11 protein-coding genes and 1 pseudogene are annotated in these 11,769 nt (G+C 59.4%); 8 read left to right on the top strand and 4 right to left on the bottom strand.

The features are described from left to right. Positions 1–1,104 (top strand): PepSY-associated TM helix domain-containing protein (locus tag ABF824_RS04705; RefSeq protein ID WP_415486731.1); only part of this gene is annotated, 1,104 nt, incomplete at its 5' end. A 128-nt stretch (positions 1,105–1,232) separates the two neighbouring features. Beyond that, positions 1,233–1,400: a hypothetical protein gene (locus ABF824_RS04700; protein ID WP_415486730.1), complete on the top strand. Its 168-nt coding sequence runs from the start codon at positions 1,233–1,235 to the stop codon at positions 1,398–1,400. Between the two features lie 74 nt (positions 1,401–1,474). Here ABF824_RS04700 and yajC read toward each other — a convergent pair whose 3' ends face one another. Next, the gene (gene yajC, locus ABF824_RS04695) at positions 1,475–1,831 is read right to left on the bottom strand and encodes a preprotein translocase subunit YajC (protein ID WP_415486729.1); all 357 of its coding nucleotides are present in this window, start codon (positions 1,829–1,831) and stop codon (positions 1,475–1,477) included. Positions 1,832–1,946: 115 nt separating this feature from the next. On the opposite strand from yajC, the gene ABF824_RS04690 reads away from it, so the two are divergent. From ABF824_RS04690 to ABF824_RS04675, 4 genes and pseudogenes are all read left to right on the top strand, one after another. Then, complete coding sequence (locus ABF824_RS04690) at positions 1,947–2,813, top strand: ATP-binding protein (RefSeq protein ID WP_415486728.1); 867 nt, start codon at positions 1,947–1,949, stop codon at positions 2,811–2,813. A gap of 232 nt (positions 2,814–3,045) precedes the next feature. Next, positions 3,046–4,203 (top strand): annotated as a pseudogene (locus tag ABF824_RS04685) (Rieske 2Fe-2S domain-containing protein); the annotation flags it as partial. A gap of 196 nt (positions 4,204–4,399) precedes the next feature. Beyond that, positions 4,400–5,413: an 8-oxo-dGTP diphosphatase MutT gene (mutT, locus tag ABF824_RS04680; protein WP_415486727.1), complete on the top strand. Its 1,014-nt coding sequence runs from the start codon at positions 4,400–4,402 to the stop codon at positions 5,411–5,413. A 43-nt stretch (positions 5,414–5,456) separates the two neighbouring features. After that, on the top strand, positions 5,457–6,212 hold the full coding sequence (locus ABF824_RS04675) for a competence/damage-inducible protein A (protein WP_415486726.1): 756 nt from the start codon (positions 5,457–5,459) through the stop codon (positions 6,210–6,212). A 58-nt stretch (positions 6,213–6,270) separates the two neighbouring features. On the opposite strand, the gene ABF824_RS04670 is transcribed toward ABF824_RS04675, so the two are convergent. From ABF824_RS04670 to ABF824_RS04660, 3 genes are read right to left on the bottom strand one after another with little or no spacing between them, the layout of a single operon-like run. Then, on the bottom strand, positions 6,271–7,236 hold the full coding sequence (locus ABF824_RS04670) for an acetyl-CoA carboxylase carboxyltransferase subunit alpha (RefSeq protein ID WP_415486725.1): 966 nt from the start codon (positions 7,234–7,236) through the stop codon (positions 6,271–6,273). 55 nt (positions 7,237–7,291) lie between these two features. Next, the gene (locus ABF824_RS04665; RefSeq protein ID WP_415486724.1) at positions 7,292–8,224 is read right to left on the bottom strand and encodes a tyrosine recombinase; all 933 of its coding nucleotides are present in this window, start codon (positions 8,222–8,224) and stop codon (positions 7,292–7,294) included. A gap of 18 nt (positions 8,225–8,242) precedes the next feature. Then, a complete protein-coding gene (locus ABF824_RS04660) occupies positions 8,243–8,545 on the bottom strand; it encodes a hypothetical protein (protein WP_415486723.1) in 303 nt (100 codons plus the stop codon). A gap of 53 nt (positions 8,546–8,598) precedes the next feature. Between ABF824_RS04660 and aroB the strand changes: the two genes are divergently transcribed. Then, entirely contained in the window at positions 8,599–10,416 is a 1,818-nt protein-coding gene (gene aroB / locus ABF824_RS04655; protein WP_415486722.1) for a 3-dehydroquinate synthase, read from the top strand. A 316-nt stretch (positions 10,417–10,732) separates the two neighbouring features. Then, positions 10,733–11,769, top strand: a 1,037-nt coding sequence (locus ABF824_RS04650; RefSeq protein WP_415486721.1) for an OmpA family protein, incomplete at its 3' end; no start/stop codon positions are given.

The raw sequence follows: 11,769 nt of genomic DNA, 5'->3' as shown, positions 1-11,769 counted from the left end.
CATTTCTTTGGCGTCATTGTCGTGCAGATCATCGCCATCGGCATGCTGGTAACACTGGGTTCAGGCGTGATCATCCACCTGAAGTCCCTGCTGCCGAACCTTGTGGTCTTTCGCCCGCGTGCGACCAGCCCACGCCCGTGGGTGGACGCCCATGTCCTGACAGCCGTGCTGTTTCTGCCGTTCCTGTTCACGATCGCCTATACAGGCGTTCTGATTCACGCCAACCGCCTGTTTCCGAACACAGCCATTCAGCGACCAGACCGTGGCGGCGGTGGAGGCCATGGCCAGCACCATTCAGTTCCGCTTTCCCCTCTGGCTCCTGTTCTGGCGGACGCTGCTACAAAATATGGGCCAGACAAACTCGGTTTCCTACAATTTTCCCCGCGAACAATTTCCGTCTTTCGCGCTGACGGCAGCACAATCCGCCTGACACGCGACCACCTCGAATATGACCGAAAGACAGGTGAACGCCTGAAGGAAGTCAGCAAGGACAGCCCGGCAGCCTCCACGTCCCAGTTTCTTTCCGGGATACATATGGCGCGCTGGGCTCCAGCAACCGTGCGCTGGCTTTATTTTGTCTCGGGGATCGCGGGTTACGTGATGTTCGCCACTGGATTGGTGATGTTCCTGCTCAAGCGCAGACGGAAAGCTGAGGGCCGGAGCCCGCTGGGCATGGTTCTGGCGGAAGGTCTCACACTGGCGACCGTGCTCGGTCTGCCTCTTGCCTGTGTGGGTGTTCTCTGGGCCAACAGACTACTGCCAGCAGGAATGACTTCCCGCGTTGAGACAGAAACTTCGACCCTGTTTCTTGTATGGGCGGTGGCGGCATTGCATGCGCTCCTGCGTGGAGGCGGCCTGCATATTCTTCGCGGCTGGCGCGAACAGGCCACTCTCCTTTCGGCAACCCTGCTGCTTCTGCCTGCTCTGGATGTCGCCACCCGCTGGCATTGGATGGGTATGCAGGATCAGAACGTCTATTTCGCTGTCGATGCTGTCGCATTTGCGCTGGGGCTTTCAGCACTGCACTTGCGCCGCGTCCTCTCACGCAAAGAGACCGTGCGACCTGACGATCTCGTTTCTCTTTCAGGGGGCGTGAAACTGTGAGTTCTCTCTACTTTTCACTCCCAGTCTCTACTCTGCTCTGGGCTGTGACATTTGTGTGTCATGCCCGGCTCCAGAGCGGCTGGCAGCGGCGCAACCAATGGACACCATCGGCTCTGCAGCTGAGCAGCATGAAAATGCTCAGGCTTGCCTGTCTGCTCGGCGGTCTCATTCTGGCAGCCCGCATGGCGGGTGCGGAAGGGATTGTCTGTTGGGTGGCAACGGGTTCCGTCACCGGGGTTGTCGTGGCGCTATTCTATGCCTGGCGGGATAGCCAGCGTATCACCCGCACCTCATAACCGTGCGGGCAGATAACAGTCCTGTTTCCGGCGAAAGGCGCAATGATCTTCCACCAAAAACAGGGTATTCGCGGTCAGGCCGCGCCCGTATCGTTCGCGGGCTTCTCAACACTGGACAGAACCGTCAAAACCGTTCCACGCAGCACGCGAACCGAAACGTTCGGAGCGATTTCGACTTCGATTTCGTCCATTTCGGGGGCGGCCTTGCGCACCACGCCGACGATGCCGCCCGCCGTCACGATCTTGTCGCCACGACGGAGGTTCGCGAGGTTCTCTTTGTGTTTTTTCTGCTTCTGCTGCTGCGGGCGAATCATCAGAAAATAGAAGATGATGAAAACCAGCGCATAAGGCAGAAGCTGAAGCATCCCACTGGCGCTTCCGGCAGCGCCCGCACTCTGGGCATAAGCGGGAGAAATCAGGAAATCGGTCATTTCGATAACTTTTCGTTCGGCGGGTTGCGGGGCGCCATGACCCGCTGTTAGGCCGGGACCATAAATTCCGGGCGCGACACGTCAACTGGTCGCCCCTGTTTTCGCGGAGTTCTTCATGACGACCGATCTCTTGCCCCTGCTGGATCGTATTGCATCTGCTCTGGAACGCCTTTCTCCGCCAGCGCCGACACTGGACGGCCTTAGGACGGCGGACGCCTTCATCTGGCAGCCCGAGCGTGGCCGTCTCGCCCCTGTTGCGGCTGTCGCACATGTGCAACTGGACCTGTTGCAGGGCGTTGATTCCCAGAAGCAGACATTGCTGCAGAACACGCGCCACTTCGCAGATGGATGGCCAGCCAACAACGCCATGCTGTGGGGTTCACGCGGCACAGGCAAGTCTTCGCTTGTGAAGGCCTGCCACGCCGCCATCAACCGCGACCGACCAGCCGAAGAACATCTCATTCTGGTTGAAATCGAACGCGAGGATCTGGGCACCCTCCCCGACCTGATGGCGCTCCTCAGAGAGTCCTCCCGACGCTTTATTATTTTTTGTGACGACCTCTCTTTCGAGAAAGAAGATCGTGACTACAAGGCGCTGAAGTCCGTTCTTGACGGAGGCATCGCAGGGCGCCCCTCCAACGTTCTGTTTTACGCCACATCTAACCGGCGCCATCTCATGCCGCGCGACATGATCGACAATGAACGCAGCACGGCGATCAACCCCTCCGAAGCGACGGAAGAAAAGGTTTCCCTCTCCGACCGATTTGGCCTGTGGCTAGGTTTCCACGTCTGTCCGCAGGACGTGTATCTCGACATGGTGCGCGCTTACGCGAAAGAACTGAATCTTCCCATCTCGGACGAGGAACTCTGCGCCCAGGCGAGCGAATGGTCCGTCACACGCGGCAACCGTTCCGGTCGCGTGGCGGCGCAGTTCATTGACGATCTGACAGCCGTGCTCCGAGATCGCGCGACCAAATCGTGACAAATGATTGCCGTGAATATCTTGAAATTCACAGGAAAGATAAACTGGCCAGAGTGCCGAATGAGGCTGGATAAGGTGGCAGCCGACAGACATTGAAACGAGTCCGTCGGCCCGGGGCCAGAGGACCATCCAATCCCGGGTTGATATGGCTCACTTCGATGATAAGTCAGGCATGCTACACAGTACTGTTCCCGGATTTTGTCGCCTGTCTCCGTGCAGGTGGGGATAACGGATGCGGAAGATAGATAGAGGCACAATGGATCAGTCAGTCGACAGGGATATTTCACCGACAACCGAAGATTTCACCGCTTCTGTCACCGGCCACCCGACGACAAACGCGGCGGAAAAGGTTGATCTGAGACGTGTCCATTGCGACCCGGACTTCTGGTATCCTGTTGCCTGGTCGCATGAACTCAAGCGCGGCAAAACGATCGGCGTGCGTTATGCAGGCAACCCGATTGCCCTGATCCGCCCGACCGAAGGCTCCGTTTTCGCGCTGGAAGACCGTTGCGCGCATCGTCAGGTGCCGCTCAGCAAAGGGCGCGTCTGCGGTCAGTCGGTTCAGTGCTGTTACCACGGCTGGGCTTATGGTCGTTCCGGACGCTGTATCGACGTGCCTTATCTCGGCAAGGGCAAGCTGCCGAACGGCGTGCGGACCTATCCGGTCAAGGAACAGGACGGGCTGATCTTTGTCTTTCCGGGCGATGCGGAAAAAGCTGAAACCGTCCAGTTACCTCCCACGCTCGCGCGGGTAGGCAGCTCCGCCTACAAAACCCGTAAATTCGGTCGCGAAGTCGGCTGCCACTACAGTTTCATGCATGAGAACCTGATGGATATGAACCATCAGTTCATGCACATGAAGCAGATGGGCGACATGCGTCCCCGCTTTCTTGGGCAGCGCCGCGAACCCGGTCTGGTCGAAGCACGCTATTCCTTCGCCCGCACAGGCGGCAAGCAGCCTCTGGGCGAGGCTCTGATCTTTGGCGAACGTCGCGACACGTCGGCCAAGCATCAGGATCGTGACGTGATGACCATCCGCACGACCTATCCCTACCAGACACTGCACATCCAGACTGGCGACCAGCTTCCGGTCATGGACCTGTGGATTGCCTATACGCCGCAGGACAAGGACCAGCTTACCAACCGGACGTTCGGTCTTCTGTCCGTAAAACGCCCTGGCATCCCGGGGCTGCTCGATCTGGCATGGCCATTCCTTGTTGCGTTCACCGAGCGTATTTTCGCGGAAGACCGTGAAATCGTCGAACTGGAGCAGCAGGCATGGCGCGAACTCGGGGGAGACCACAATCTGGAGGTCTTCCCGGTCATCAATGCTCTGCGCTCTCTCCTTGCTGAATGTGGTGTAGCACCCAAGCAGGAGGAAAAACCTTCAACTGCGCCTCAGGCGCGTGCAGTGGAAGCCGCACCAAAACAGGAAGCTCAGCCGGTGGTAGCGGAAAAACCTGCAAAGCCGCCTGTTGCTGCTGAAACCAAGAAAAGCGCACCCGCGCCGACCCGTCGCAAGAGTCAGCCTCGCCGGAGACAGAAGGCTAAAAATTCCACCTCACCTGCCACCAACTGAAAGCATCGTGTCAGAAGAACCGTTCCCCAGAGAAACCCCGACGCTGAATGCCGGAGCCCACACGCTCCGCGCGCTCAGCCCGGATGACGCCGCCTCCATTCATGCACAGGTGAATGACTGGAACGTCATCCGCATGCTGAGCCGGTTGCCTTTCCCCTACCCGCGTGATCTCGCCGAACGCTGGATTGCCAGCACGGCTCATCAGGCGCAGGAGGGCACGGCCTACCACTTCGCCATTGTCGGGTCGGACCAGAAGGTAATCGGCTGCGTCGGGCTAACGATCAGTCGCTCCGAAGGGGCGTTGCGAGGCTCTCTCGGTTACTGGATCGGGCGCGATCACTGGCGGAAAGGGATCGCAAGCACGGCCTGCGAACGGATCTGTCGCTGGGCTTTCGCCAATCTCCCAATCAGCGCAATCACGGCTTCTGTAGCGCAGGACAACGCGGGATCGATCGCAGTCCTGAACAAACTTGGCTTTCACGAAACAGGCAGTGGCACGCAGGCGTTCACAGCACGCGGCGGCACAATTCCCGTGCTGTATTTCATTGCCCGGCGGGAAGATTTCCACGGCTCCGACGAACAGCCTGTCACACAGGAAAATTCTGGCGATGTAGCGGCACCCCGTCGTCTCGTTCTGGTCACCGCCGTGGCGATGATTGACGGAAACAACCGCATTCTTCTGGCCCGTCGTCCCGAAGGCAAAAGCCTCGCCGGTTTATGGGAATTTCCCGGTGGTAAGGTCGAAGCTGGCGAATCGCCAGAGGCGGCGCTCATCCGCGAATTGCAGGAAGAGCTCGGCGTGGATGTCAGCCGGACCTGCCTCGCGCCGTTCACATTCGCTTCCCATAACTACGAAACGTTCGATCTTCTGATGCCGCTTTACCTGTGTCGGCAGTGGGAAGGTGTGCCGGAAGGACGCGAAGGGCAAAAGCTCGCTTGGGTCGCAGCATCCGAACTGCACCACTATCCGATGCCTCCCGCCGATTTGCCAATCATCCCCTTTCTGCGCGACCTTCTCTAATCTCCCGAGTCTGCCCAAGTCATCAGACTGAAAGCCTGTCCCAATGAATCCCACTTCTGCCCTTATCGTGATCGGCAACGAAATCCTGTCGGGCCGGACACAGGATGCCAACATCCGTTTTCTGGCACTTCATCTTGGTGAAATCGGCGCTCCGCTGAAGGAAGTGCGCATCATTCCGGACGTGCACGAAACCATCATCGCCACGGTCAATGAAATGAAGGCCCGTTACGATCAGGTCTTCACCACAGGCGGGATTGGCCCCACCCACGATGATATTACAGCGGCCTGTGTGGCCGAAGCATTTGGCGTGCCGCTCGAACTGCATGTCGAGACCGCCAATCTTCTGGAAGAACACTACGGCACGGACCAGTTCACCGAGGCGCGGCAACGCATGGCCATGCTCCCCCGCGGCGCGAAGCCCATCGTCAACGCTGTTTCCATTGCACCCGGTTTTTCCATCGGCAATGTCCATGTTCTGGCAGGTGTGCCGCGCATCATGCAGTCGATGTTCGAAGCCGTGCGTCCCGAACTGAAACATGGAGCACCTGTGCTTTCCCGCACATGGTACGCGCTCAATATCTATGAAAGCGCCATCGCTGATTCACTGGAATCCGTGCAGAAACGCTATCCGGACCTTGACCTCGGATCTTATCCGTTCCGTCGCGAAGACGGAAAACGCGGTGTCGCGCTGGTTGCCAAGGGAACCGACGTCCACGAACTCGACGCCGCATCTGGCCTGATCAAGGAACTGATTGCCGCCACGGGTGAAACACCGGTCGAAGGCGAACCGAAAAGCTGATTTCAGGACAGAGGACCCAGCCTTCTCTCAGTGAAAGAAGACTGGAGCTTCTGAAAAATTATGCGACGCCACTACGGCCCATCGCCAGGAATTTCTCGCGACGATGGGCTACGAGAGCCGCAGGCACCTCACTCAGAAGCGGCATAAGTGCCTCGGCGATCGCCTGACCAACAGTCTCGATCATGGTCGCGGGATCACGCTGGGCGCCACCGACAGGCTCGTTGATGATCTGATCGATCAGGCCAAGTTTTTTCAGGTCCTGCGCGGTAAGACGAAGGGCTTCAGCAGCCGTAGGCGCCTGCTTCGGATCACGCCACAGAATCGATGCGCAGGCTTCCGGCGAAATCACCGAGTAAATGGCATTTTCCAGCATCAGGATACGATCAGCCGTCGCGAGAGCCACGGCTCCACCAGACCCACCTTCACCAATGACTGTCGCAATGAGAGGCACCGGAACGGTGAGACATGTCTCGATGGAACGCGCGATGGCCTCGGCCTGTCCACGGGCCTCAGCATCGATTCCCGGCCATGCGCCCGAGGTATCGACAAAGGTGAGAATCGGCAGCCGGAATCGCGCAGCCAGATTCATCAGGCGGGTGGCCTTCCGATAGCCCTCCGGTCGCGCCATGCCGAAATTGTGCTCAAGACGGGTTTCCAGTTCGGCACCACGCTCCGTGCCGATCACCACCACGGATTGACCGTTGAAGCGACCGAGGCCGCCAATGATGGCCTTGTCGTCGGCAAACTGCCGGTCACCTGCCAGAGGGGTGAAATCCGTGATCAGCCCCTTGATGTAGTCCACGGTGTGCGGCCGCTGCGCGTGACGCGCCACCTGCACTTTCTGGGAGGGGGTGAGTTTGGCGTAAAGCGCGCGAAGCTGCTTTTCCACCTTGTCGGACAAACGCCCGACCTCATCGGCGATGCTGACGCCATCGGCGCCACTCGCATTGGCCGTGTTACGCAGGTCATCGATCTTGGTTTCAAGCTCGGCGACCGGTTTTTCGAAATCAAGGAACTGACGCATGATGGACGCCGATAGCACACTCTCGGGCAAATCCAAGCGTATCGCGCTCTGACGGCTACAATTTCTTTTGCCCGTCCTGTCCCGCGGCCTCTCCAAGAGGGTGATGGGCGTCCACCGCAGCCTTCAGCCGATCCGCCTGAACGTGCGTGTAAATCTGTGTCGTGGCGATATCCGCATGCCCAAGCAGAGTTTGCAGAACACGCAGATCAGCCCCATGCGCCAGCATATGCGTGGCGAAGGAATGGCGCAGAACATGTGGCGACAGTCGGGACGGTTCGATTCCCGCCCTTCCCCCGATCTCCGCGAGTATCTTGTCGAATCCCTGACGTGTCAGCGGCCGAGCAGGCGCGCGTCCTGCAAACAGCCACAGGCTCGGGCGCTCACTGTCTTCCGCGATCAACGCCGACACGGCATCGCGTGCCGTATCGGACAGAGGAACGAGCCGTTCACGGCCACCCTTGCCGCGCACCATGAGCATCCGCGCTTCCGCGCGAAACATGTCGCGCTGCAAAACCAGCAATTCCGAAATACGAAGGCCGGTTGAGTAAAGAAGCTCCAGTGCCGCACACGCGACGGCAAAGCGCCTTTTTTTGGCGGCCGACATGTCCTCCGCAGGGCGACTCGCCTCCATGAGGGCGGAAACTTCCGCTTCTGTCAGAAATTTCGGCAGACTCTGCTCCGGTGAGGGCACGTCAAGCATGCTGGCGGGATTATCCGCGCGCCGCCCCTCACGCAGCAGAAACAGATAGAACTGTCGAATACAGGAAATGCGGCGGGCCACCGTCCGACGGGCCAGTCCTGCATGGCTCATGCCACTGACCCAGTGACGCAGGGCTTCTGTCGAAGCATCCTCCAGCATCAGCCCTTCCTGACCAACGCTAGAGGCACAGTCCTCAAGATCCCGCGTATAGGCCGCCAATGTTGCCGGAGCCGCAGCCCGTTCCGCCGCAAGCATTTCCAGAAACGAATCGACTGCCGCGCTCGTCATTCCCCAGAAGAACGATTCTTAATGAACCGGCTGGACTGCCGGCGGGACAACCGGTGCCGATGCCGCCGGGGTCACCGGAGCAGGAACCGTTGCGGGCGTGGGCACAGATACCGTCGCAGCGGCAGACGGCATCGCCTGAGGCGGAATGATGGTGGGAACTGGTGGTGGCGCAGGCTGGGCAGCGGCGGTCAGTTCCGCCACAGCAAGTTCCTTGTGCACGGGCTGCTGCGCAGGCGGCGCGGAGGACGCGCCCAGAGCCAGAATTCCTCCAATGAGAACAACACCGGCAACAGAACCAGCGATAATGGCGATTCGGCTCATTCCAGCCTCAATTCCTTGCGTCGGGCCGCCCTGGAACGGGTGGCGTTTCGATCATGACGTGTGTTTGCTCGCTCTATGTTAGGATCCCCCCCTTGCCACGACCATTCTTTCCTGAAGGGAGAAACACGGCTCCTCCCGAGACCGCGTTACCTCCTCCCTCATCCAAGCCCCCGTCCGCCCTTCCCCTCAATCTGGACGCGGTCCGTGGTTCCTGTAGCGGCTTTGGTCCTCTCAGCGGTCGCAGCATCGTGCTGATCGGCCTGATGGGCGCCGGGAAATCGACCATTGGCAGTCGCCTTGCCCAGAGACTGGGACTGGGCTTCGTCGATGCCGACACCGAAATCGAACGCGCTGCCGGCTGTTCCATCAAGGATGTCTTCAGCCTCTACGGAGAAGAAGCCTTTCGCGATGGAGAGCGCCGCGTGCTCAGGCGCCTGCTGGACGGGCCTTCGCGTGTGATCGCCACGGGAGGCGGCGCGTTCATGAACGCGGAGACGCGCGCGCTGATTAGTGAGCGCGCCATTTCCCTCTGGCTGCGCATCCCTCGACCCGTGCTGGTCAAGCGCGTGACCGGACCAACCCCTCCCCCCCCGCAGAACGGCGTGAAGCCGAAAGACGTGCTCGAACAGCTCATGCAGGTTCGCCATCCCATTTACGCCGAAGCCGACATTGTCGTGCAATGTGGAGAAGACAACGTGGACAACACCACAACCCGCGTCATCGAGGCTCTCGCCCTCAATCATCGTCCCCGACGGGTGCCGGTAAAGCTGGCAAAGTCGCCCTATGAGGTCATCATCGGCAGTGGGCTTGTTGAGCGCGCAGGCGTGTTCCTCTCCGCCGTCCTGCCCCAGAAGCGCGTTGTGGTGATTTCCGACGCTAATGTGGCGGAATACTATCTTCACCCACTTCTGGAATCGCTGTCGGATTCCGGCATTGCCGCGCAGGCGGTCGTCGTTCCACCAGGAGAATCATCCAAATCCATCGATGAGTTCCGCCGGGTGACGGACGCCATTCTTGAGCACAAGGTCGAACGCAAAACTGCGATTGTTGCCCTTGGCGGCGGTGTCGTGGGCGATCTCGCTGGTTTTGTCGCGGCGACGACCTTACGCGGCCTACCCTTCGTGCAGATCCCCACCACCCTGCTTTCGCAGGTGGATTCTTCCGTTGGCGGCAAGACGGGCATCAACACAAGCTGGGGCAAAAACCTGCTGGGGGCATTCCATCAGCCTGCCATTGTGCTGGCAGACGTTTCGACCCTCGCTACTCTTCCTCCCCGCGAAATCAAGGCGGGCTACGCGGAAATCGTCAAATCCGGCCTGTTGGGTGACGCCGATCTCTTTGCATGGTGCGAAAAGCACGGCGCCCAAGTTCTTTCACAGGACCCCAACGCTCTCGCCGAAGCAGTCGAACGGGCCTGCGCCTTCAAGGCCGCTGTAGTGACTGAGGACGAATTCGAAACAAAAGCCCAGGGAGGCCGCGCACTTCTCAATCTGGGACACACATTCGGCCACGCTCTCGAAGCCGAGATGGGATATGACGGCAGCCTGCTGCATGGAGAAGCTGTCTCGATAGGGCTGCGCTTGGCCTTCATGCTGTCGGTGCGGCTGGGTTATTGCCCGCAGGCGGATCTTGATCGTGTCACCGCGCATCTCGATGCTCTTGGGATGCCTGCACGGATTTCAGATCTGGGGCGGCCGTTTGCCGTGCGAACACTTCTTGACCACATGACGCGGGACAAGAAAATGCAGGATGGCAGACTGACATTCGTGCTGGTGCGCGGAATCGGTCAGGCTTTCACCTGCCGGGATGTACCGGCGCAGGCGGTTCATGATGTCCTTGCAGAGGACGGATGCGCGCCAGACGCAACATAGACAGAAACCTTCCGGGGAACTCATGACCAATAGATTGATCTAGATCAAGAGAAAAATCCACAAACGGCTGATTTCCGGCGTTTCCGGCTCTACACAGAAACGTGAATAATCGAATTGTGGCAATGGTTTGTTCTTGTATGAGAAGCGAACTGTTGCATATAAACCACGCTTATGGCGTGTAATCGTCAGAAGCCCCTCCTGATGGGTTCCATTTCCGGAACCCATCGTTTTATAGGGCTTTTAGACAGCCTGTAGGGCACAGGGACCGAAGCTTTCGGTTTCGACCCCAACAGTTAAGAAATTTGAGGACGAAAAAATGCGTCTCCGCACTGCGTTACTCGCAACAACCCTGATGGCGGCGGCCCCTGTTGCCGCTTCAGCCACGACCATCACCGGTCCGTATGTCGACATCGGCGGTGGCTACGATCTGACCCAGACCCAGCACGCCAACACTGCAGCCGGCGCCATGTCGGACGGCAGCAACACGATGGGCAACGACAGCCACACCAAGTATCGCCACAAGAACGGCTTTACCGGTTTTGGTGCGTTCGGCTGGGGCTTCGGTAACGGTCTGCGCGTTGAGGTCGAGGGTGTTTACAACTACTCCGAGATCAACCACCGCAGCGTAACGCCGGTTCACGGCAAGACCCGCGGCAGCGACCAGGCTTATGGTGGCCTTGTCAACGTGCTGTATGACATCGACCTGAAGCAGTTCGGTATCGATGCGCCTGTCACGCCGTTCGTCGGTGTTGGTGCCGGTTACCTCTGGCAGCATTACAACCCGACCGACACCAACTTCAGCAACGGCAACCGTAGCCGCCTTGGTGGCACGAACGGTGGCTTCGCTTACCAGGGTATCGTCGGTGCGGCTTATGACACGGGTGTCCCGGGTCTGCAGGTCACGACCGAATACCGCATGATCGGCCAGACCTTCACGGATGGTGCCTACTCGGCAACGACGTGGAACAACTCGGGCGTTCACAAGGGTCACGTGAACTTCGATCACCGCTTCAACCACCAGTTCATCCTGGGTCTGCGTTACGCTTTCGACACGGCTCCGCCGCCGCCGCCGCCGGCTCCGCAGCTTGCTCCGCCGGCTCCGACGCCTGCTCGCACATACCTCGTCTTCTTCGACTGGGATAAGTCGAACCTGACGGCTCGTGCCCGCCAGATCGTTGCCGAGGCAGCTCAGGCTTCCACGCACGTCCAGACGACGCGCATTGAAGTCAACGGTTACACCGACAACTCCTCCGCTCGCGGTGGTGCTGCTGGTGCGAAGTACAACATGGGCCTGTCCATCCGTCGCGCAAACAGCGTGAAGGCTGAACTGATCCGTGACGGCGTGCCGGCTTC

Origin of the sequence: Acetobacter sp. (assembly GCF_047721705.1) — a bacterium.
Classification (GTDB): Bacteria; Pseudomonadota; Alphaproteobacteria; order Acetobacterales; family Acetobacteraceae; genus Acetobacter.
This window is presented reverse-complemented; position numbering and strand designations above follow the sequence as displayed.